General features: G+C 45.9%; 21 protein-coding genes, 1 pseudogene and 1 riboswitch. Of the genes and pseudogenes, 6 read left to right on the top strand and 16 right to left on the bottom strand.

The window, feature by feature from the left end:
- Positions 1-10 precede the first annotated feature (10 nt).
- Entirely contained in the window at positions 11-976 is a 966-nt protein-coding gene (locus U2H13_RS07285) for a LacI family DNA-binding transcriptional regulator (RefSeq protein WP_021493767.1), read from the bottom strand.
- A 99-nt stretch (positions 977-1075) separates the two neighbouring features.
- Here U2H13_RS07285 and U2H13_RS07280 point away from each other — a divergent pair, with 99 nt between their 5' ends.
- A complete protein-coding gene (locus tag U2H13_RS07280) occupies positions 1076-1201 on the top strand; it encodes a hypothetical protein (protein ID WP_014721086.1) in 126 nt (41 codons plus the stop codon).
- Positions 1202-1258: 57 nt separating this feature from the next.
- Here U2H13_RS07280 and U2H13_RS07275 read toward each other — a convergent pair whose 3' ends face one another.
- The 6 genes from U2H13_RS07275 to U2H13_RS07250 form a co-directional block, all read right to left on the bottom strand.
- Positions 1259-2353 (bottom strand): Xaa-Pro peptidase family protein, encoded by a 1095-nt coding sequence (locus U2H13_RS07275; protein ID WP_014417594.1) that lies wholly within the window; start codon positions 2351-2353, stop codon positions 1259-1261.
- A 112-nt stretch (positions 2354-2465) separates the two neighbouring features.
- The gene (locus U2H13_RS07270; protein ID WP_121984216.1) at positions 2466-4379 is read right to left on the bottom strand and encodes a heavy metal translocating P-type ATPase; all 1914 of its coding nucleotides are present in this window, start codon (positions 4377-4379) and stop codon (positions 2466-2468) included.
- Between the two features lie 242 nt (positions 4380-4621).
- Complete coding sequence (gene stoA, locus U2H13_RS07265) at positions 4622-5116, bottom strand: endospore biogenesis thiol-disulfide oxidoreductase StoA (protein WP_103526938.1); 495 nt, start codon at positions 5114-5116, stop codon at positions 4622-4624.
- Positions 5117-5178: 62 nt separating this feature from the next.
- Complete coding sequence (locus tag U2H13_RS07260) at positions 5179-6519, bottom strand: polysaccharide biosynthesis protein (RefSeq protein ID WP_003154663.1); 1341 nt, start codon at positions 6517-6519, stop codon at positions 5179-5181.
- 115 nt (positions 6520-6634) lie between these two features.
- Positions 6635-7258 (bottom strand): cell wall hydrolase, encoded by a 624-nt coding sequence (locus U2H13_RS07255; RefSeq protein WP_103526939.1) that lies wholly within the window; start codon positions 7256-7258, stop codon positions 6635-6637.
- A gap of 274 nt (positions 7259-7532) precedes the next feature.
- The gene (locus tag U2H13_RS07250; RefSeq protein ID WP_014304905.1) at positions 7533-7727 is read right to left on the bottom strand and encodes a hypothetical protein; all 195 of its coding nucleotides are present in this window, start codon (positions 7725-7727) and stop codon (positions 7533-7535) included.
- 163 nt (positions 7728-7890) lie between these two features.
- Here U2H13_RS07250 and U2H13_RS07245 point away from each other — a divergent pair, with 163 nt between their 5' ends.
- Positions 7891-8076 carry a YkvS family protein gene (locus U2H13_RS07245; RefSeq protein ID WP_003154669.1) on the top strand — a complete coding sequence of 62 codons (186 nt, stop codon included), beginning with the start codon at positions 7891-7893 and terminating at the stop codon, positions 8074-8076.
- Positions 8077-8148: 72 nt separating this feature from the next.
- Here the strand turns inward: U2H13_RS07245 and U2H13_RS07240 are convergent, their stop codons facing one another.
- The 3 genes and pseudogenes from U2H13_RS07240 to U2H13_RS07230 all read right to left on the bottom strand — a co-directional run bounded on the left by U2H13_RS07240 (position 8149) and on the right by U2H13_RS07230 (position 9869).
- Positions 8149-8424: a DUF3219 family protein gene (locus tag U2H13_RS07240; protein ID WP_014417589.1), complete on the bottom strand. Its 276-nt coding sequence runs from the start codon at positions 8422-8424 to the stop codon at positions 8149-8151.
- 349 nt (positions 8425-8773) lie between these two features.
- Positions 8774-8986 (bottom strand): annotated as a pseudogene (locus U2H13_RS07235) (NADPH-dependent 7-cyano-7-deazaguanine reductase QueF); the annotation flags it as partial.
- 136 nt (positions 8987-9122) lie between these two features.
- The gene (locus U2H13_RS07230; RefSeq protein WP_021493775.1) at positions 9123-9869 is read right to left on the bottom strand and encodes an SDR family NAD(P)-dependent oxidoreductase; all 747 of its coding nucleotides are present in this window, start codon (positions 9867-9869) and stop codon (positions 9123-9125) included.
- A gap of 168 nt (positions 9870-10037) precedes the next feature.
- Between U2H13_RS07230 and U2H13_RS07225 the strand changes: the two genes are divergently transcribed.
- Positions 10038-10394, top strand: a complete 357-nt coding sequence (locus tag U2H13_RS07225) for a winged helix-turn-helix transcriptional regulator (protein ID WP_128496602.1) — start codon at positions 10038-10040, stop codon at positions 10392-10394.
- Between the two features lie 519 nt (positions 10395-10913).
- On the opposite strand, the gene queF is transcribed toward U2H13_RS07225, so the two are convergent.
- From queF to U2H13_RS07195, 6 genes are all read right to left on the bottom strand, one after another.
- Positions 10914-11408, bottom strand: coding sequence for a preQ(1) synthase (gene queF / locus U2H13_RS07220; RefSeq protein ID WP_003154673.1), 495 nt, complete (start codon positions 11406-11408; stop codon positions 10914-10916).
- Between the two features lie 17 nt (positions 11409-11425).
- Positions 11426-12157 carry a 7-carboxy-7-deazaguanine synthase QueE gene (gene queE, locus U2H13_RS07215; protein WP_003154676.1) on the bottom strand — a complete coding sequence of 244 codons (732 nt, stop codon included), beginning with the start codon at positions 12155-12157 and terminating at the stop codon, positions 11426-11428.
- Positions 12150-12590 carry a 6-carboxytetrahydropterin synthase QueD gene (gene queD / locus U2H13_RS07210; RefSeq protein ID WP_007611020.1) on the bottom strand — a complete coding sequence of 147 codons (441 nt, stop codon included), beginning with the start codon at positions 12588-12590 and terminating at the stop codon, positions 12150-12152. Before queD ends, queE begins: the two co-directional genes overlap by 8 nt.
- Positions 12591-13250, bottom strand: coding sequence for a 7-cyano-7-deazaguanine synthase QueC (queC, locus tag U2H13_RS07205; protein ID WP_003154679.1), 660 nt, complete (start codon positions 13248-13250; stop codon positions 12591-12593).
- 96 nt (positions 13251-13346) lie between these two features.
- A riboswitch (PreQ1 riboswitch) is annotated at positions 13347-13391 on the bottom strand.
- A gap of 108 nt (positions 13392-13499) precedes the next feature.
- The gene (locus U2H13_RS07200; RefSeq protein ID WP_179156010.1) at positions 13500-14621 is read right to left on the bottom strand and encodes a hypothetical protein; all 1122 of its coding nucleotides are present in this window, start codon (positions 14619-14621) and stop codon (positions 13500-13502) included.
- 97 nt (positions 14622-14718) lie between these two features.
- Complete coding sequence (locus U2H13_RS07195) at positions 14719-15756, bottom strand: membrane protein (RefSeq protein ID WP_017417655.1); 1038 nt, start codon at positions 15754-15756, stop codon at positions 14719-14721.
- A gap of 401 nt (positions 15757-16157) precedes the next feature.
- Between U2H13_RS07195 and clpE the strand changes: the two genes are divergently transcribed.
- The 3 genes from clpE to motB all read left to right on the top strand — a co-directional run bounded on the left by clpE (position 16158) and on the right by motB (position 19996).
- Entirely contained in the window at positions 16158-18254 is a 2097-nt protein-coding gene (gene clpE, locus U2H13_RS07190; protein ID WP_022553434.1) for an ATP-dependent protease ATP-binding subunit ClpE, read from the top strand.
- A gap of 169 nt (positions 18255-18423) precedes the next feature.
- Positions 18424-19239, top strand: coding sequence for a flagellar motor stator protein MotA (motA, locus tag U2H13_RS07185; RefSeq protein WP_007408461.1), 816 nt, complete (start codon positions 18424-18426; stop codon positions 19237-19239).
- Positions 19211-19996 carry a flagellar motor protein MotB gene (gene motB, locus U2H13_RS07180; RefSeq protein WP_017417652.1) on the top strand — a complete coding sequence of 262 codons (786 nt, stop codon included), beginning with the start codon at positions 19211-19213 and terminating at the stop codon, positions 19994-19996. The genes motA and motB overlap by 29 nt, the downstream gene beginning before the upstream one ends.
- The last annotated feature ends 11 nt before the right edge of the window (positions 19997-20007 follow it).

Below are 20007 nucleotides of genomic sequence, written 5' to 3'. Positions count from 1 at the left end.
AATTCTTTTTTTAGACGGTTGATCGTTCAATAAGTCGGTAATCAAGAACTTTCCTTGCCGGAGGCCCGCCGCTGATCCGGTTCTCAAGCATGTGAAAAGCCTGCTTTCCCATTTCTTTTGTTTGTATATCTATTGTGGAAATACCTAACATCTTGCTGATATCATGATTGTCGATGCTCAAAATCGCAAGCTCTTCCGGGATGCGTGTCCCGTTTGCCTTGGCTTCAAGGTAAAGACCTGCGGATACTTGATCATTCGCCGCAAACAGCGCAGTCGGTTTGTCATCCCAGCTCTTCCATCTATGAAAAAGGGCTTTCCCGTCAAGCAGCGTCAGCGCCTTTTCCACAACCAGCTCTTCCCTGTAAGGCTGCCCGATCTTCTTCAGCGCCTCTTTGTATGCGGCAATGCGTACTTGACTGTTTTTTCCCTTTTTTCTGGCCAGGCTGATCGCTATTTTCCGGTGTCCCTTTTCTATCAGATAATCCAGACCGTGCCGAAATGCTTCCCGATGCGGATTACTGATGGAGGAAAGCCCTGCCGCATCAGTGTACTGGCAGAGGATGAGCGGTTCTTTCACGGTAAGCAGATGCTCATCAGGAATTGCTTTGGAGCAGATAATCAGGCCGTCCACTTGGCGCTCCTGTAATTGTGATAAGGCAAAACGTTCTTTTTGCTGCTGATAATCTGTCTGGTATAAAGAAAGATGCACGCCTGACGTTTCGGCAGCCTCGGCAATACCTGCAACAAGGTCTGCAAAATACGGAAGATTCACCGACGGAAGCACAACGCCGATCATATCGGAAAAACCTTTGGATAAATGCACAGCATGAATGTTGCGCGTATATCCGAGCGATTGCATCGCTTTTTTCACTCTTTCTCTTTTGTCCTTACTTACATAAGGATGATCGTTTAACACTCTTGATACCGTTGTAACGGAAACCCCGGCAGCGCCGGCAATGTCTCTGATCGTAGCCATGGCGTCCCCCCTTTCTTTTTTTCCCTTGATCTGGAATGCGTTTCATACAGTAAGCTAGAAACAGATACAGCCTATTCGTTTGAAAGGAGAAGAACAGCGATGGGGATTCTTTGCTTAATCGGTTTGTGTCTGGCCATAGTCGGCGGCAGTTACCTTGCCATGCGGCCCCTGAATGAAAAGCATGACATCAAACCATTTCAGCATTTTGATGATTTTTTCATTTAAAAGGTGATAAAAAAGGACGCTGCGTTCCAGAACCGTCCTTTTTTATCACAAAGCTTTCTATTTCAGAATCGTTAATTCTTTCGGATACTGCGTTAATGCTTCGGCGCCGTCTTTTGTGACGAACACATCGTCTTCAATGCGCACGCCGCCGACATCCGGCACGTAAATCCCCGGTTCTATCGTGTAGACCATGCCTTCTTTGAGGAGTGTGTCGTTCGCGCTGCTCATTGATGGATATTCGTGAACCGAAATCCCGAGTCCGTGGCCGAGGCGGTGCGGGAAATAGTCTCCGTATCCGGCTTTTTCAATAATGCCGCGGGCTTTTAAATCAAGATCGCCGATTCTGACGCCGGGTTTGCTTAATTGAAGCGCCGCCTGTTCAGCTTTAAGCACCGTTTCGTAAATCTCTTCCTGTTTCGGGCTGATTGATTGGTATGCGAATGTTCTCGTAATGTCTGAACAGTAGCCGTCAAGAATAACGCCCAGATCAAACAGAACGAAATCGCCTTTTTTCAACCGGTCTGCACCCGGATTTCCATGGGGCTGGCCTGATTTTTCCCCGAACAGCACCATCGTTGAAAATGACATGCCCTGCACGCCTTTTTTCTTCAGCTCAAACTCAATCTGCGCGAGTACTTCGGTTTCACTCACACCCTCTTTAAGCGCCGCGACACCGACTTCAACTCCGTAATCCGCGAGTTTTGCCGCTTCCCTGAGAATGCTGATTTCCTTCTCATCTTTTACGAGACGGAATTGGTTGAGCGTTTCTTCTGCCGAAACAAATGCCGCGCCCCCTGAAGCTTGTTTGAGCTGTTCTGAGCGGGAAAGAGAGATCGAATCCTTTTCAACCGCGATGGAATCAAGCCGCACATTTCGTTTTGTGAGCTCGGCTTTGATCAGCTCCCACGGATCTTCGTGATCGCCGTAGCCGATAATACCATGCTCCCACCCGGCGCTTCGGGCTTGTCCGGCTTCCATTCCCGGACAAACGAAAAACGGCTCCTGTTCCTGAAACAGGAACAATCCCATTAACCGCTCATGCGGATCCGTGTAAAAATCAGTTAAATAAAATACGTTTTCCTTTGTATGTATAAACGCCGCATCATGTCCTTCTTTTTTCAGCCAAGATGAAACACGTTTTAATCTGTTCATTTTTTGCTTTTCCTCCTTACCAAAGTGACTCTTTATTCATTCTATCAGTTTTCCGGCGTTTATGCTGTGAACGAACATTAAAAAAACAGCCGCCCGTGTGCGGCTGTCATGTTTATTTTAATAATCTCAGTCCGTTCAATATGACCAGAATCGTGCTCCCCTCATGCCCGATCACGCCAAACGGCAGTTCCATCACCTGCAGAAAGTTAGCGCAGATCAAAAGGCAGATGACCGAGAGCGAGAAAACAATATTCTGCTTAATAATCCGGTTCATTTTCCTTGAGAGTCTGCACATTTTCACAAGCTTGTGAAGATCATTTTTCATAAGGACTAAGTCAGCCGTTTCAAGAGCCACGTCCGTTCCCCCGCCCATCGCAATACCGACGTCAGCGGTTTTCAGAGCGGGCGCGTCATTAATGCCGTCCCCCACCATGGCGATTGTGCCGTACGTTTCTTTCAGCTTCTTCACTTCTTTTGCCTTTTGGTCCGGCAGACAATCGGCAACAACCGTCGTCATGCCCGCCTCTTTTGCAATGGCAGCCGCAGTTTCAGACTGATCGCCGGTGAGCATGGCTGTTTTAATGCCCAGTGATTCAAGCTCAGCCATCACGGCTTTCGCTTCAGGTCGGATTTGATCCTTTAAGGCAAAGCAGCCCGCAATCCGGTCATCTTTCTTGACAAAGACCAGTGTAAAGCCTTTATCCTTTAATTCTTTTCCCGATGTCTGCAAAAAAGCATCTGTCGCATCTTCACCTGCAAATCCCGCTTTTCCGACCATCCATTTGACGCCTTCTATTTCAGCCTGAACACCGAATCCGGACGTCTCGTCAATCGATAGATGTCCTGCGGGCGCGGCGCCCCGGCTTTCGGCAAATTCAGCTATCGCTTTTGCAAGCGGGTGGCTTGATTGCTTTTCTATCGCATACACCGCCTGCATGATCTCATCTTCACTCACATTTTCCGCAGCTTGAAATGCCGCGACTGCCGGCTGTCCCTTAGTGACCGTGCCGGTTTTGTCAAAAGCGATCATCCGTACGCTTCCCAGCTGCTCTAAAAACACACTTCCTTTAACCAATAATCCGTTGCGGGCCCCATTTGAGATAAGGGAAAGCGCAGCGGGCATAATAGAAGCGACAAGCGCGCACGGGGAGGCGACCACCATAAACACCATCGCCCGGTAAAAGGTTTCACTCCAGCTCCAGCCTAAAGCGAAATGAGGAACGAATAAAAGCAAAGCCACGGCTAACAGCACGCCTTTGACATAGACACTTTCGAACCGCTCAATAAATGCCTGAGCCGGTGACACGCTGTTTTGGGCTGATTCCACCAGCCGGATGATTTTTCTGAATAAAGACTGTTCATTTGTTTTCGTCACACGGACAGTTAAGGAGCCGTTTCCGTTTACCGTTCCTGTAAACACAGAATCTCCGGCTGTTTTTTCCGCCGGCATCGCTTCACCCGTAAGCGCCGATTCATCGAGGCTCGTCACGCCAGACTCAATGATCCCGTCTGCCGCTACGCGTTCGCCCGGCTTAATGACGATCATGTCACCGATCTTAAGTTCAGCAGCGGGCACCCGCTTTTCCCGTCCGTCCGCAAGCAGGGTCGCTTCCTCCGGTTCCAGTTTCATCAAAGAGGTTAAATCACGGCTGCTTTTATTCATCGTATATGTTTCGAGCGCGCCGCTTAACGAAAAAATAAAGATAAGAACAGCGCCTTCCGCCCAGTAACCGATCAGGGCGGAGCCGACAGCCGCAAAAATCATCAGCAGTTCCACATTTAACGCCTTCGTCTCAATGGTATCCTCAATTCCCTCTTTCGCTTTTGCAAATCCCCCGATCAGGAAGGCAAGGATATACAAAGTGACGGACAGGCCTTTTGTTTCGGTAAAAAACCAGGCCGCAAGAATAAGGACGCCGGATACGAGCGCCGCAATGAGTTCTGCATGCTGGAGCCACTTTTTTCCGGCCCGCTCTTCTTGTATGTGCTGTTGTGAATGAGTTTGTGTCATCACTTGTTCATTCATTATGAATTCTCCTCTCTAATTGAGAACGCAAATCATCTTCAATTCCCCGATAAAAGCAAAACAGCCGCCTGACAGGCAGCATTTTCACAGTGTTATCGCAGTGTTTTCTTTATTATAGCATGCCGGCGGAAGATTTCAATTATAATTGTTTTAATTTCTTTTTGATAATAATTATCATTAGTGTTTCTTCAGCTGTTCATTATATGCAAAAAAGGTGCGGGAGGAATTCCTCCCGCACCTTTTTATTTCTCTGACCATTCTTTTAATTGTGAGGCGGTCATCGGACCGACGATCTTTTTTTCGATTTCTCCTTTTTCATTCAGCAGAAATGACGTGGGAATCGTCATGACATCGTATTCCTTCATAAGCTCGCCTTTCTTGTCAAGAACAATCGGGAAAGTGAGATGGTGCTGACTGACAAAGTTTTGAACGGTATTTTTGTTTCGCTCGGCATTCATCAGATTTACCGTTACAAGGCTTACATCATCGGACTGATGCTGTTCATAATACGTTTGGAACTGCGGCAGTTCTTTTTTGCACGGCGGACACCACGATGTCCAAAAATGCAATATCGTTTTCTGCCCTTTATTCGGAATCGATATTTCGTCTCCTTCAATCGTCTTCATCAGAAACACGGCGGGAACTGCCTGTTTTTCTGATGAGGCGTTTGCTTCAGGCATCCAGACGGCGGCAGCTATCAAAAGGACTGCACATACAATTAGGCGGTTTTTATGCATATGATCTTCCTTTCACGCGTTTCGGATAGCTTGCCCTTCCTTATTGAAATGTATCAGCCTTTTCAGCTTTCGATCCGGGGCGCTGTTCTTCCGCCGCCCGTCAAAAACACGGAGACACCGAGGTCTTTGCAGATCGTCGCGTAATGTAAACTTGTCAGAAGAATCATGCCGGTATTCATGCCGAGTATAATGCCGAGCATTTGCAATTCCGGCATAGAACCGAGCACATACATCATCGAAAGCCCTACAATGCTGCTCCATACGTTATGATAAAACGCCGTTTTCACGTGGCCGATGCCGATCAGACAGGCCTGAAGCGGCATCACAAACAGGTGAAAAAGAAAAAACGGCCACAAAAGCTGCAAATAATACTGCGCTTCCGGAGACTGAAAAAACAAATGGGTCAGCGGGCCCGCGAACTGAAACATGACCCAGACTGCCGGAATGCCGTAGCCGAATGTAATAAAAATCGCTTGTCTCAGCCGTTTCAGCACAATATCATATTGGGACAGCGCATACGCTTCTGAAATGCTGGGAATCATGACGACCATCAGCGAATGGGCGATAAATGCAGGAAACGAACCGATTGTCATCGCTACACCGGCAAGCATGCCGTATTGATCAATCGCGGCGGTCCCGGCTGCCCCGGACGCCAGCAGCGCTCCTTTCACTAAAAAGGGTTCAATGGCGTTTGTCACCGCATGAAATATACGAAGTCCCGTTGTCGGGATGGATACGGCCAGGAGGCGTTTCCGCACGTCTTTCCCGCGAAGATGAATGTGCTGATGGCCGGAAAGCGCCCTCCGCGCCAAAATAAACTGCGTATATAAGTAAACGAACACCACAACATCGCTTGCGACCAGCACAAATAACGAAATGAGCACGGCCATATCAATTTCAAAAGAGTACCATTGAAAAAAGATAAACAGACAAAGCACTTGAATGATTTTTTTCAAGACATTCGCAACCGCGATTTTTCCCATTTGCTGCACACCCATAAAATAACCTCTGGCGATGGATGTAAAAGCGACGACTGGAATCAGCCCGATGACAATCCCTTTAATAAACGGGTGATACGTATCGAATACAGGAATGAACGGCAGCGCGATGCTTGCGGCCGCGGTTGAAAACGCGGTAAAAACGGCGGTCATTCTGAAGGCATGCCGGAGCATGCTTTCATGCAGCTTCTGATTGGATTCCGCGATGAATTTTGAAATGGAGATCGGAAGCTCCAGACTGGCGATCACGATAATTAAAAAAATGGTGGGCAGAATGCTCATGTAAAGCCCCATCCCATGCTCGCCAAGCTCCCGCGCCAGTATCATATTCACGACAAATTCCAGACATTCCGCGAAAAAGGCGGCGATGGATAAAAGAATGATCCCTTTCACAAATCGATTCATGGTGTCTCTCCTTGTCTCTCGTTCTTCCATCATCATATGAGACAAGTTCTGAAAATATTTTCGATTTCTCAAAATTGAAAAAAGCATAGCCGGGATATTTTTGATCCCGCTATGCTTACATCGCAAATACGTGTCTGCCGATCCGTTCGATAATTTTTCGGGAACGGATCCAGTGGTCAGATGCCGTTTTCGGATTGTAGAAAAACACCGCGTTCGTTTCTCTGCCCGGATGGTCAAGCGCCTCATTTGCGGCGGCGACGGAATCCTTATCCGGCTTTTGATTAATGCTTCCGTTTGCTACCGGTTCAAATGCATTCCTTTGATAGATCACACCCCGAATGGTATCCGGGAAGCCGTTTTTTTCAGTGCGGTTCAGCACTACGCTGGCTACCGCAACCTTCCCTTTATAAGATTCACCTTTCGCTTCTGCGTGAACGAGACGTGCCAGAAGTTGTCTGTCAGCGCGGGAATACGTTTTTTTCGGCGGCTGATAAGCCGTCTCTTCCGGTTTTGCTTCCTTCTCTTGGTGAGATGACAGCTTTATCGGTTGAATAGAATGCTTATGATCCGTTTTTGAAAGCTTCGGAACCGAGCTTTTTTTATTTAAATCAGCAACCAGTGTGCTGGGTTCTTGCTTTGGCTTCTTCGCAAAAGTAAACAGAGCTTCTGTATGTTCAATTTTTGATGCAGGCATAAAACATAGAAAAAAGACAGCCAAGGCAGCAAATTTTGTCGTCATACGATTTCCTCCTTAAATACTTCACTACCTTAACAAGAGCTGTGCGCAAATTCACGGTTAAAGATTTTCCAGTGCTCCCAATCAGCTTTTATGATGGAAGAAGTTCGTTAACAGCCTTGTTATTGGCAGGAAAACAGCCGTCATTTTCACAACATTAACCAAATAGCAGTAAAAGTATCCATCGGAGGGATTTTACATTTTGTTTACATCTGTTACAGCCAGATGAAATGAGAAACTGAAACCCCAAAAAAGACTCCTCAAGTGCGAGGAGCCGTCAGCTTCTTGGCTGTTCTAAATACTGAAATATAACATCTCCGCCCTGCTGGGCAATACCGCGGAAATGCTTAAAATCTTCCTGCTTCGACAAAACCGCTCGAAATGCAAGAAAATGTTCTTTCTGCACCCTGAATTCTTTGATTTCACCGGTGCGCATTTGGTTGATACGTTCTGAAATTTCCTCAGGCAGCAACGAATACAGCCTCCTTTTCTCGGCTTTTTCCCGAAAAACAATATACCATCTTTCCCCCGCCGGGACAATGATTGAGCGGGCTGATACCCATATCGCTTTACTTCTTAAAGAAAATACTGCAAAATATTTTCAAACAGGATTTATGATAAAGGAGAGGAAGCTCGTGAAAATTGCTAAGGTTGGAAACGTCATTGAATTTAAAAACGGATTAACCGGTATTGTTGAAAAAGTAAATGAAAACTCCGTCATCGTTGATGTAACCATCATGGATAATTATCGTGACCTTGAATTAGATTCCCTCACTGTCGTCAACCATAAGAATTATAAAATCATCAGAGACTCCTATTAAACCCCCCCGAACATCCGAACCATTTACATATCCCGCACAAAAGCTGCCGCCCGGCAGCTTTTTCAAATGAATTCAGATCTCGGTCATTTCTACATAAAAATCACCGGTCTCATCTTTATTGTAAAGATTTGTGACGGATGTATAGTAGTTGGTTATTTTACCGCGGAATTCAAGCCCGCGCTCGGGCGCCTTGATGTCAAATGTTTTTTCATACAAAAGGACGGCAATATCATGATACGTTTCAGAGGTCACCTTCAATACAAATGAAATCATGCGGCCGTTTTTGCCCGCACTTTCTTTACAATCATACATTTTCAGCCTTACACCGTTTAACTCTAACGGCTCCATAACGAACACTCCTTCTTTTTACAGGACATGCTATCATGCTGACCATTCCTTTACAATTGATCCGCTCCGAATGAGAAAAAACAGCGCAGGTCTTTACAAACATACGTTCCCTATTTTATAATGAAACAGACGAGCTGCCATCCAGCACCCGTCACGTAATGAAGCGGCGAGTACACTCCCCCCGGGTTTACTCGTCTTTTTCTTTTCTCCAAATGATCTCTCTTTTCCTTATAGAAGTTCTGTGCAAATATCATGCACCTTTTTGGCGGCGCGGCACAGATGAAAAATACCCCCTCTTAAAAGGCGGGGGTATTTAGGTTATATTCCGAGACCGTACTCCGTCTGAAAATTAACGGTTGTCAATCGTCTCCGGGTACATATCATGATTCATCATCCGATGTTCGGCCATTTTTTCATATTTTGTTCCCGGTCTGCCGTAGTTTGTATACGGGTCAATGGAGATTCCGCCTCTAGGCGTGAATTTGCCCCATACTTCAATGCAGCCGGGGTCCATTAATTCGATCAAATCATTCATGATGATGTTCATGCAGTCCTCGTGGAAGAAAAGGCAGGTCAAAGTCTTGTCCCATAAGTACTTGCTCTAGACATTAATCATGAAGTCACACCAATTTCACACCTTACCAAACGATTGATTTTAACCTTTTTTGGGGACTATTTGTAATCTCTGCGCAGTGAAATTATACCTGTGCTAGCCCGCCATCTACGAACAATTCAACACCCGTCAAGTAACTGCTTTCGTCTGAAGCAAGGAAAGATACAGCGTTTGCTACTTCTTCAGGTGTCCCAACTTTTCCAGCTGGAACAGTATTTCTGCTATTTTCCATTACTTCTTCAAGTGCATCACCAAAAAGCTCATCGTAGGCAGGTGTAAGAATAGCTCCTGGACTAACCACATTTACACGGATTTCAGTACCTTTTAGGTCAAGAATCCAGTTGCGAACTAGTGCTCTTAATGCTGCTTTAGATGCTCCATATACACTAAACGCTGGGTTGCCAATTGATCCAGCAGTAGAGCCCGTTACAATAATAGAACCTGCTTTGTCCGGGAATAGTGATAACGCTTTTTGAACAGTAAAGATGGTTCCTTTAACGTTAATGTCGAACGTTCTATCAACCTGCTCTTCAGTAATTTCACCTAATGGAAGGAAGTTGCCGGTGCCTGCATTAGCAAAAAGAATGTCCAACTTACCTTTTTCCTGCTTTATAATGTCATATAGTTTGTCTAAGTCTTCAAGCTTAGAAATATCACCTTGAACACCGGTTACGTTCTTGCCAATTTGGTTAACAGCTTTATCAAGTTCGTTTTGTCTGCGTCCTGTGATATAAACATATGCACCTTCGTTTACAAATTTTTGTGCTGCAGCAAGACCAATCCCACTTGTTCCACCCGTTACAAGCGCTATTTTACCTTCAAATTTACCCATACTTAACACTCCTTTAGAATTAATTTTATTTTATGTCTAGTACCTTTAAGTACTTGAAGAACAACTTACAAGATATAGTATCCTTCAGTAAGCACATTATCGGAAGTACCCACTTTTTTGTGATATAGTAACTAAAAAGTAATAAATGTGGAATGGAGAGCTTTAGACATGAAAAAATTTAGCTGCGGCTTTGAAGTGACAAAGGAAGTTATTGGCGGAAAATGGAAAGGCCTTGTATTATACTTTTTAATGAATGGACCAAAGAGAACGAGTGAATTAAAGCGCATTATCCCAAATATAACTCAGAAAATGCTGATTCAAACACTTAGAGAGCTTGAAGTCAGTGGACTTGTGAGCAGAAAGATGTATAATCAAGTACCGCCGAAGGTTGAATATTCATCCACTGAACTTGGAGAATCTCTTAAACCTATCTTGCAGGAGCTCTGTCAATGGGGAGGCCATTATGCGGAGCAAGAGTATGCAGAAGGTGAATATGAAATTGTACAACCAGAACAACTAAGTTAGGATTGATGTAGCTGCTGAAGTAAATGCTAAACAACTTCAATACCATCACCTAACAGATGAAGAACAGTCAGAAATAAATGAAGATATTCAATTTTGAAAGTGAAGTTCTAATAAGAAGTGTCATCGATATATTCAGGAGAACTTTGATGAAATTCAAAAAAGAGCTGTTTCAAATGTTAAAGAGAAGGTTCAGAAACTTAGCCAAAAAATAAATGAAGATATTGATAATAATATTTAATGCCTATGATCTCTAGATAGGCATTTTTTCTTTCGGATAAAAAAAGAAAAGACGTACAAATTGTACGCCTTAATCTGCTTCTGTACTATCAATTTTTCACTGCATAAAAGTCACAGTTCAGGTTGCACCTCAGGTCACACTTTTATTGAGCTTAGTGCGGGTCACACTCCGGTCACTTCGGGTCACAGTCGGGTCACAATTCCGCTGAAAATTAGCACTGAATGTTCGGATTTTACTGTGACTCCACTTCGTTTCACACTCCGTATCACACAACGGAATAATTACCGATTATCAATCGTCTCCGGATACATATCATGATTCATCATCCGATGTTCGGCCATTTTTTCATATTTTGTTCCCGGTCTGCCGTAGTTTGTATACGGGTCAATCGAGATTCCGCCTCTTGGCGTGAATTTGCCCCATACTTCGATATAACGCGGATCCATTAATTCGATCAAGTCATTCATGATGATGTTCATGCAGTCCTCGTGGAAATCTCCGTGGTTGCGGAAGCTGAAAAGATACAGCTTCAGCGATTTGCTTTCCACCATTTTTTCGTCCGGAATATAGCTGATGTAGATGGTTGCGAAGTCCGGCTGTCCCGTTTTCGGGCAAAGCGACGTAAATTCCGGGCAGTTGAATTTTACGAAATAATCACGGTTCACGTGTTTATTCGGAAATGATTCCAAAACCTCCGGCGCATATTCAAATAAATAGTTTGTCCCTTGATTCCCCAGGAGCGTAACTCCTTCTAATTCTGATTCTTTTCTTGTCATATAAATCTCCCTTTCTATTAAACTCCCCGTTTATTGCCCCAAAGCAGCGTATGCAGCTGAGGCAGGACTCTGACGAGATTCAGATCCGAATCGGCTGAAACCTTATCAACGAGTGTTTCGTATTTTCCGAGCAGATGTGCGATTAATGCCCGGTCGTCCGTCGTATGGACATTATCGTTTCCGACCTGAAGATAAAACGGGATATTCGGATACCGCTTGTGCACGGTTTTCGCGAATTGCAGATCTTCATCATTAAAAATGACGACCTTTAAGCTGACCGCGTTAAGCCTTTCTGCCGCATCAAGCGAAGACACAATGTGATCGAGCTTTGCAAAATCGGTTGTCATCCCCGAACTTGGCGGCTTCGGTGAAATCGTCAGGTCGTTAATCATTGTGAACCAATCCTGATAGACCGTTCCCTGCGTTTCTAAAGCGGCGCGCACCCCGTGCTCTTTCAGCAGCAGAATCAGCGCGTCAAGCTGCTTTAACAGCGCCGGGTTTCCTCCTGAGATGGTGACATGGGAAAAGGCGTCTCCGCCGATTTCTCTCAGCTCGCGGTAAATGTCTTCCGCCGTCATCCAGCGGATATCTTTTTTGGCTGAGCCGTCCCATGTAAAAGCGGAGTCGCACCAGCTGCAGGAGTAGTCGCAGCCCGCCGTGCGGACAAACATGGTTTTCTGGCCGATAACCATGCCCTCCCCTTGTATCGTCGGTCCGAAAATTTCTAAAACCGGAATTCCTTTAGCCATTCCTATCACCTTTTTTCGGGCGGTATACGCAATAGCTTGTCGGGGTTTCCCTGACAAAAATCTGCACGCAGACCGGCTGATTCTCCAGTGTTTCAAGGTAGGACTGCACCTTATCGTAAATCGTTTTGGCCACGACCTCGGTCGTCGGCAGTGAATATCTGTCATCTTCAGAAAATTCGTCATGGTCATTCAGCAATGTATGGTCATAAGCGCCGTGCACCAATTTCTTCAGCACGCTGAAATTCACGAGAAAGCCTGAATCGTCCAGTTCATCCCCCGCAACTGTAATATTTACTGTATACGTGTGCCCGTGGACTCTGCTGCACGCTCCGGCGCTTTCGCGGGGAATAAAGTGCGCGGCTGAAATGTGCATGTCCTTATTCAACTCAAACGAATAAGGATGCTGAACCTGCGGGTAAATTTGAGAAAGCAATTAGTTCCGCTCTCCTTTCATTTTCATATATTCATCATATCCTTTATTGCGGAGCAGGCATGCCGGGCATTCGCCGCATCCGTCCGCAATGATGCCGTTATAGCAAGTCAGTGTGTTATTCTTTACAAAATCAAGCGCGCCGAGCTCATCAGCAAGTTTCCACGTTTCCGCTTTGTTCAGCCACATAAGCGGCGTATGAATGACGAACGGCTTTTCCATCGCCAAGTTGACGGTGACATTGCAGGATTTGACAAACTCGTCACGGCAGTCCGGGTAGCCGCTGAAATCAGTCTCGCAAACACCGGTGATAATGTGGCGCGCGCCGATTTGATACGCAAGAATAGAAGCAAAGGATAAAAACACGAGGTTTCGTCCCGGCACAAAGGTTGTCGGCAATTCCCCGTCCTTCGCTTCAATTTCGATATCATCTCTTGTCAGCGCATTCGGCGCAAGCTGATTTAAAAGAGACATATCAAGCAAGTGGTTTTTGACACCGAGCTTTTCGGCAATCGATTTTGCCACATCGATTTCTTCTTGGTGACGCTGATTATAATGGAATGTAACGGTTTCCACTTCTTCAAAGTTTTGCAAAGCCCATAATAAACAAGTCGTGCTGTCTTGGCCTCCGCTGAACACCACAACTGCTTTTTCTTTTTTCATGTCTTTCTCTCCCTTATCTATCATTCCATAAAAAAAGCGCCTTTTTCGGAGAAGGCGCCCTAAAAAACATAAAAAAACCGTATCCAAGGATACAGCTCGTCCTTAGTTTTTTATAGAGGGTGTAGCTAGAACCTCTCCCGCATACATACGGATTTTCTTCTTTTTTCACTTTCGCTATCATACCATAATGTTGTTTCCCGTGACAATAAAAAAACAGCCTGAACACTGTGTCAGGCTGCAAAAGCGGGTTTAAGCCCCGCGTTTTTTCCCCGGAAATACCATCAGCACAATCCCGATCAGAACAAATAAAGCAGGCCAGAAAACAGAAACCGGGATGATCGGCTGAGACGTCATCATAAAGCAAAGTGCTGTCAAGGTCAGCACCGCAATCGGGATGAGCAGCGCCTTCTCTTTCCCGCCGAACAGCCACAGCTCAAATAAACCGAATGCCGTTGCAAGCAGGTAAACAGGCCATGTCACACCGGAGTAGGACCAATTGGTTGCCGTTTCAAAGACAAACAAGATCCCCGTAATCAATAAGATGCCGCCCGGTACGAGAAGTCCCGCGTTTTTGACAGGTTTCGGACCGAAAATCGGAATGTGAAAAGCGGCGCCCAGCAAAAGAATGAGAGCGGGCCAGCCGCGTTCGCTGATGACTTCATTTGCATTGGTGAATATGCCGAAAATGCCCGCGGCGCACAGAACCGCCGCAGCAGTCAAAAGCCCTCTTTGCCTTCTGCCGAACAGCCAGGCTTCAAACAGCCCGAACGCAACGGCAAAGAGGTAGACAGGCGATGTCACATTTGCGTATGTCCAATCCGTCAGCGTTTCAAACCATAACAAGCCGCCCGTCACAAGCAAAATGCCGCCCGGAATAAGAAGGCCCGATCTTTTTTTCGGCTGCATAAAGGCAGCGGCGTGAAACAAAAGCGCGGCTGCGATGATCAAAAGCGGCCACAGCCCCGGCATCAGCATACCGGCAAAGCATAGTGCTCCCACGGCAGTCAGGATGAAAGCAGGAATCAATACACCTAACTTCCTCCCGCCGAAATACCACAGCTCAAACAGACCGAGAGCAGGCGCCCATATATAAACAGGCCACGTCACGCCTGAATACGTCCATCCCGTTGCCGTTTCAAAACAAAACAGGCAGCCCAGCACAAGAAACATACCGCCCGGAACGAGCAGTCCCGCCTGGTCAGGCGTTTTTTTCGCAAAAATAAATCCGCCGTGAAACCCTGCGGACATTATAATGAAAAGAAACGGCCACGCCGAACCTGCGGATATATGTATAACTCCCGCCTTCTGTAAAAAAAACGCAATGCCGATACAAATAAAAATAAATCCCAATAATACACGTCGAGCTTTCATCTCTTACTCCTCCCCATCATTTCCCAATTCATTATACAGAAATGTCAGGAAAAAAGAAGGGGAATTCCCAAAAAATACAGACATTTTCCTTATATCCTTATTTTTCTTTCGGGATTTTTTTGCAAATCAATGCGCCGATAAAAGCGAGACTCACATACCCAAACACCGGGTAAACGGTGGAAATCAGCTGTCCGTAGCCGATTTGGCTGATAATGAAAGCAAACGCCAAAATGCCGCCGTAAATATATGTACTTTTTATATGAAGAAAACTGTTTAATTGTTTTTCCAATCCGTATAAATTGCCGATGACCGACGTAAACACTTCCCCGAAAATAATAAACAAATAAATGATATGAAGCGAACGCGAATACGAATAGACAACTTGAGCCATCGGAATGTCAAACTCCAGCACATCCGGCAGCACCGATAATGATAAAAAGCTCGCGGCAAGCACCAGTGTCAACAGAACGCCGCCTAAATAAGCCCCCTTTCTGATCACCTTCTCTGAAGACATTTCGTTCGCAAGCGGCACAAGGACGGCTTGGGCGAGCGATAAATTTAACGCGCCGTAAGAGACGGCGGACAAAAGCCAGTTCCACTTGTCAGGCCATACCCATTCGTCCGCGTTTCTCGTGCTTGTAAATACAAATGAATCAGCTGTCACGATAAAAGAGAAAGAAATTAAAAGCGGTACAACCAATATATTGACGCCGAACACACCTTTAACACCGCTTGTCATGACGGCAAAGCTCAGTACGATCGTCAAAAGGATCCCCGCTTGTGCAGACCATCCAAGCTGTTCATGAAACAGCGCCCCCGCTCCGGACAGCATGACAGAGGTCACTCCCAGCAATATAAACATCATAAACATGTTTACGGCACGGCCGATGGACTGGCCGAATAAATATGTGTTCAATTCCTGATAAGACGCTGCGTGAATCCGTTTGGAAATGATCATGATTTTGGCGCCTAAATATGTAAACATCAGACCGCTTACCACGATACCGAACAGACCGATCCAGCCAAACTTCAGAAAAAACTCAACGATTTCCCGTCCCGTGGCAAAACCGGCTCCTACAACCGTGCCTACGTATACAAATGCAAGCTGACTTGCAGAACCTTTTGTTTGTCCCATTTCACCCTCCGGCTAAGCGCAGATTTGTCCAGGCCTTTATATATGCTTATGAGACAAGTCACCCAAAAAGACGAGCAAATCGTCCTTCCCCGGAGAAAACAGATTCAGCTCTCTCCTCTAAGCAAAAATATTGAAAGAAAAAAAGGGCCGGCGTATACTCTTCATCAAGAAAGGTCAAAGCATTTCATTTCCTTTCTGACTATATTGGTCAAAAATAATCAAACCTCACAAATATCACTTATCATGCTGTAAACATTTATTTTTCGAGGTTTGAAACAAAACACTTGAAAGTCAAAGAAGGTCAAAGTATACTATTAATCAAAGAAGGTCAAAGTTAAGACCTTATTTTCTAATCCATTTGGTCAAAGATGATCAAACATTTTCCAAGGAGGTTTTGGCAAATGCGTTGTCAACATTGTCAGAAAAACGAGGCGACGATTCGCCTGAACATGCAAGTCAATTCCATTCAAAAACAATTCGTTTTATGTGAAACATGTTATACAGAATTAACCCGAAAACCGTCTATGAGCATGGGGCCGCAATCATTCGGATTCCCGTTTGAGCAAGGTTTCGCTCCCAATCAAAATAAACAGCAGGCCGGCCCTGAAAAAGGCCTGCTCGACGAGCTCGCTCAAAACGTCACAAACGGCGCAAAAGCAGGTCTGATTGACCCTGTGATCGGCCGCGATAATGAAGTGGCGCGCGTAATTGAAATTTTGAACCGCCGGAATAAAAACAATCCGGTGCTGATCGGTGAACCGGGCGTCGGTAAAACGGCTATTGCAGAAGGCCTCGCGCTTAAAATCGCTGAAGGCGATGTGCCGAACAAATTGAAAAACAAAGAGCTTTACCTGCTTGACGTCGCTTCTCTCGTCGCCAATACAGGGATCAGAGGCCAGTTTGAAGAAAGAATGAAACAATTAATGAACGAATTAAAAGAACGGAAAAACGTCATCTTGTTCATTGATGAGATTCACCTTCTCGTAGGCGCCGGCTCTGCCGAGGGATCAATGGATGCCGGGAACATCCTGAAACCGGCGCTTGCCAGAGGCGAGCTGCAGGTCATCGGGGCGACAACGCTGAAAGAGTACCGCCAGATTGAAAAAGATGCGGCGCTTGAAAGACGCTTCCAGCCTGTCATGGTTCACGAGCCTACAATAGAACAAGCCATCAGCATTCTGGAAGGCATTAAAGATAAATACGAGAAATACCACGGCGTCACATTCAGCAATGAAGCGATAAACGCCTGTGTTACGCTTTCATCCCGTTACATTCAGGACCGCCGCCTGCCGGATAAAGCGATCGACTTATTAGATGAAGCCGGCTCTAAGGCGAACCTGGAGCTTGATACCGTAAATGAAGAAGATGCGGCTGAGAGACTCAAAGCAATTGACGCGGAGAAAACAAAAGCGCTTCATGAAGAAAATTATGAGCTTGCCGCGAAACTGCGTGATGAAGAAGCGGCTTTGGAAAAGCAGCTGGCGCATGAAACACCGGCCTCTTCACCTGAAATCGGTGCGGAGCATATTCAAGCCATCGTTGAACAGAAAACAGGCATTCCGGTCGGAAAACTCCAGGCTGATGAACAAGTCAAAATGAAGGAACTTGAAGAGCATCTTCATCAGCGTGTCATCGGTCAGGAAAAAGCCGTGAAAAAAGTGGCGAAAGCGGTCAGACGAAGCCGCGCCGGCTTAAAATCCAAAAACAGACCTGTCGGCTCCTTCCTCTTTGTCGGACCGACCGGAGTCGGAAAAACCGAGTTATCAAAGACACTCGCAGATGAACTGTTCGGTACAAAAGATTCCATTATCCGTCTCGATATGAGTGAATACATGGAAAAACACGCCGTATCAAAAATCATCGGTTCACCGCCGGGATATGTCGGACACGATGAAGCCGGTCAATTAACGGAAAAAGTGCGCCGCAATCCGTACAGCATCGTGCTGCTCGATGAGATTGAAAAAGCCCACCCTGATGTCCAGCATATGTTTCTGCAGATTATGGAGGACGGCCGTCTGACAGACAGCCAGGGCAGAACGGTCAGCTTCAAAGATACCGTTTTGATTATGACAAGCAACGCTGGAACCGGCGAAAAACAGGTGAAAGTCGGATTCCAATCTGAAGAGAGCGTCCTGGAAGAACAAACGCTGATTGATTCACTGAGCGCGTTCTTCAAACCGGAGTTTTTAAACCGGTTTGACAGCATTATTGAATTCCAATCCCTGAAAAAAGAACATCTCGTGAAAATCGTCAGCCTGCTTCTCACAGAGCTTGAAGACACATTAAAAGAGCGCGGCATCAGCCTGAGCGTCACCGATGATGCGAAAGAAAAAATCGCTGAAATCGGCTACCACCCCGCTTTCGGAGCACGCCCGCTCAGAAGAACCATCCAAGAATTGATCGAGGACGAAATGACAGATCTCTTATTGGATGACAACGAAATAAAAGCCTTCCATGTCGTAATGGAAGAGGACGGCATCAAAGTCCGGGCACAATAAGAAAAAAGCGGTCCCCTCCTTTCGGGGAGCCGCTTTTTTGTTTCTTTCTCCATGCCGGAAGGGAGAAACTGTGAAGAATTCGGGAACAATTTCTCAATCACCCTAAAGTTCCATGCACTGCCACCGATATTAACCATAGAAAGCTAGTATAAAGGATTTGGTGAAAACTATGGATAAAACATCGATTATCGGTATCATCCTCGCCTTGATTGCTTTAAGCGTGGGCATGGTGCTGAAAGGGGTCAGCTTAAGCGCACTCGCTAACCCGGCAGCTATTCTGATTATTTTGTTCGGTACGATTTCTGCGGTGATCATCGCATTCCCCGGAAAAGAAATCAAAAAAGTGCCTGCCCTTTTTAAAGTGCTGTTTAAAGAAAACAAACAGCTGACAATTGCGCAATTAATTCCTATGTTCTCTCAATGGGCGCAAATCGCCAGACGTGAAGGTCTGCTCGCATTGGAAGCAAGCATTGAAGACGTGGATGACGCATTTTTGAAAAACGGCCTGAGCATGGCGGTTGACGGACAAAGCGCAGAATTTATCAGAGATATTATGACTGAGGAAGTTGAAGCGATGGAAGACAGACACCAGGCCGGCGCAGCCATCTTTACACAAGCCGGCACATATGCGCCGACACTCGGCGTTTTGGGTGCGGTCATCGGCCTTATCGCCGCTCTTTCCAACATGAACAACACCGAGGCGCTCGGACATGCCATCAGTGCGGCGTTTGTCGCCACCCTTCTCGGGATTTTCACAGGATATGTACTATGGCATCCCTTCGCCAACAAACTGAAACGCAAATCAAAGCAGGAAGTCAAACTGCGTGAAATCATGATCGAAGGCGTTCTGTCAGTGCTTGAAGGACAGGCTCCGAAAGTGATCGAACAAAAACTTCTCATGTATCTTCCTGCGAATGAACGCGCAAAAGTCGCTGAACAAGAAGGAGAGGCAAACAATGGCGAGAAAAAAGAAGAAGAAGCATGATGACGAGCATGTGGATGAGTCTTGGCTGATCCCGTACGCGGATTTGCTCACCCTTCTTTTGGCTCTGTTCATTGTATTGTTCGCCATGAGCTCGGTCGATGCGGCGAAATTCCAAATGCTGTCTAAATCATTTAACGCCGTGTTTACCGGAGGCACGGGTGTTCTTGAATATTCAAGCCTCACCCCTCCTGAAAACGAAAAAGACGGCGTTGATCAGTTAAAAAAAGACAAGGAAAAAGATAAAGAACAGAAAAAGAAAGAAAGAGAAGCAGCCGACCGCGAAGAACTTGAAGGCGTGCAAAAGCAAGTCAATCAATTTATAAAAAATAAAAAGCTTGAAACTCAGCTTGAAACAAAGCTGACTAAAGAAGGACTCTTAATTACGATTAAAGACAGTATCTTTTTTGATTCCGGACGGGCGGATATCCGTCAGGAAGATATTCCGCTTGCCAAGGAAATCTCGAATCTCCTTGTGCTGAATCCGCCGAGGAACATTATCATCAGCGGACATACGGACAATGTACCGATTAAAAACTCACAATATCAATCTAACTGGCATTTAAGCGTCATGCGGGCCGTCAACTTCATGGCTATTCTGACAGAAAACCCGAAACTTGACGCAAAAGTTTTCAGCGCCAAAGGTTTCGGAGAGTATAAACCGGCCGTGTCGAACAAAACCGCTGAAGGGCGCAGCAAAAACAGGCGCGTCGAGGTATTGATACAGCCTAGAAACGCCGCGACTGACCAAAATCAGTAATATAAAAAAGG

This window comes from Bacillus sp. A1 (genome assembly GCF_042296235.1).
GTDB lineage: Bacteria > Bacillota > Bacilli > Bacillales > Bacillaceae > Bacillus > Bacillus velezensis.
This window is presented reverse-complemented; position numbering and strand designations above follow the sequence as displayed.

What these genes read in the sequence shown, in the direction of transcription:
- U2H13_RS07230 (WP_021493775.1), bottom strand. Translation starts at nt 9,869, where the DNA reads ATGGGTAAATTTGAAGGTAAAATAGCGCTTGTAACGGGTGGAACAAGT.
- U2H13_RS07285 (WP_021493767.1), bottom strand. Translation starts at nt 976, where the DNA reads ATGGCTACGATCAGAGACATTGCCGGCGCTGCCGGGGTTTCCGTTACA.
- U2H13_RS07195 (WP_017417655.1), bottom strand. Translation starts at nt 15,756, where the DNA reads ATGGGACAAACAAAAGGTTCTGCAAGTCAGCTTGCATTTGTATACGTA.
- U2H13_RS07240 (WP_014417589.1), bottom strand. Translation starts at nt 8,424, where the DNA reads ATGGAGCCGTTAGAGTTAAACGGTGTAAGGCTGAAAATGTATGATTGT.
- queE (WP_003154676.1), bottom strand. Translation starts at nt 12,157, where the DNA reads ATGGCTAAAGGAATTCCGGTTTTAGAAATTTTCGGACCGACGATACAA.
- clpE (WP_022553434.1), top strand. Translation starts at nt 16,158, where the DNA reads ATGCGTTGTCAACATTGTCAGAAAAACGAGGCGACGATTCGCCTGAAC.
- U2H13_RS07260 (WP_003154663.1), bottom strand. Translation starts at nt 6,519, where the DNA reads ATGAATCGATTTGTGAAAGGGATCATTCTTTTATCCATCGCCGCCTTT.
- stoA (WP_103526938.1), bottom strand. Translation starts at nt 5,116, where the DNA reads ATGCATAAAAACCGCCTAATTGTATGTGCAGTCCTTTTGATAGCTGCC.
- U2H13_RS07225 (WP_128496602.1), top strand. Translation starts at nt 10,038, where the DNA reads ATGAAAAAATTTAGCTGCGGCTTTGAAGTGACAAAGGAAGTTATTGGC.
- motB (WP_017417652.1), top strand. Translation starts at nt 19,211, where the DNA reads ATGGCGAGAAAAAAGAAGAAGAAGCATGATGACGAGCATGTGGATGAG.
- U2H13_RS07275 (WP_014417594.1), bottom strand. Translation starts at nt 2,353, where the DNA reads ATGAACAGATTAAAACGTGTTTCATCTTGGCTGAAAAAAGAAGGACAT.
- U2H13_RS07255 (WP_103526939.1), bottom strand. Translation starts at nt 7,258, where the DNA reads ATGACGACAAAATTTGCTGCCTTGGCTGTCTTTTTTCTATGTTTTATG.
- U2H13_RS07270 (WP_121984216.1), bottom strand. Translation starts at nt 4,379, where the DNA reads ATGAATGAACAAGTGATGACACAAACTCATTCACAACAGCACATACAA.
- queC (WP_003154679.1), bottom strand. Translation starts at nt 13,250, where the DNA reads ATGAAAAAAGAAAAAGCAGTTGTGGTGTTCAGCGGAGGCCAAGACAGC.
- U2H13_RS07200 (WP_179156010.1), bottom strand. Translation starts at nt 14,621, where the DNA reads ATGAAAGCTCGACGTGTATTATTGGGATTTATTTTTATTTGTATCGGC.
- motA (WP_007408461.1), top strand. Translation starts at nt 18,424, where the DNA reads ATGGATAAAACATCGATTATCGGTATCATCCTCGCCTTGATTGCTTTA.
- queF (WP_003154673.1), bottom strand. Translation starts at nt 11,408, where the DNA reads ATGACAAGAAAAGAATCAGAATTAGAAGGAGTTACGCTCCTGGGGAAT.
- U2H13_RS07280 (WP_014721086.1), top strand. Translation starts at nt 1,076, where the DNA reads ATGGGGATTCTTTGCTTAATCGGTTTGTGTCTGGCCATAGTCGGCGGC.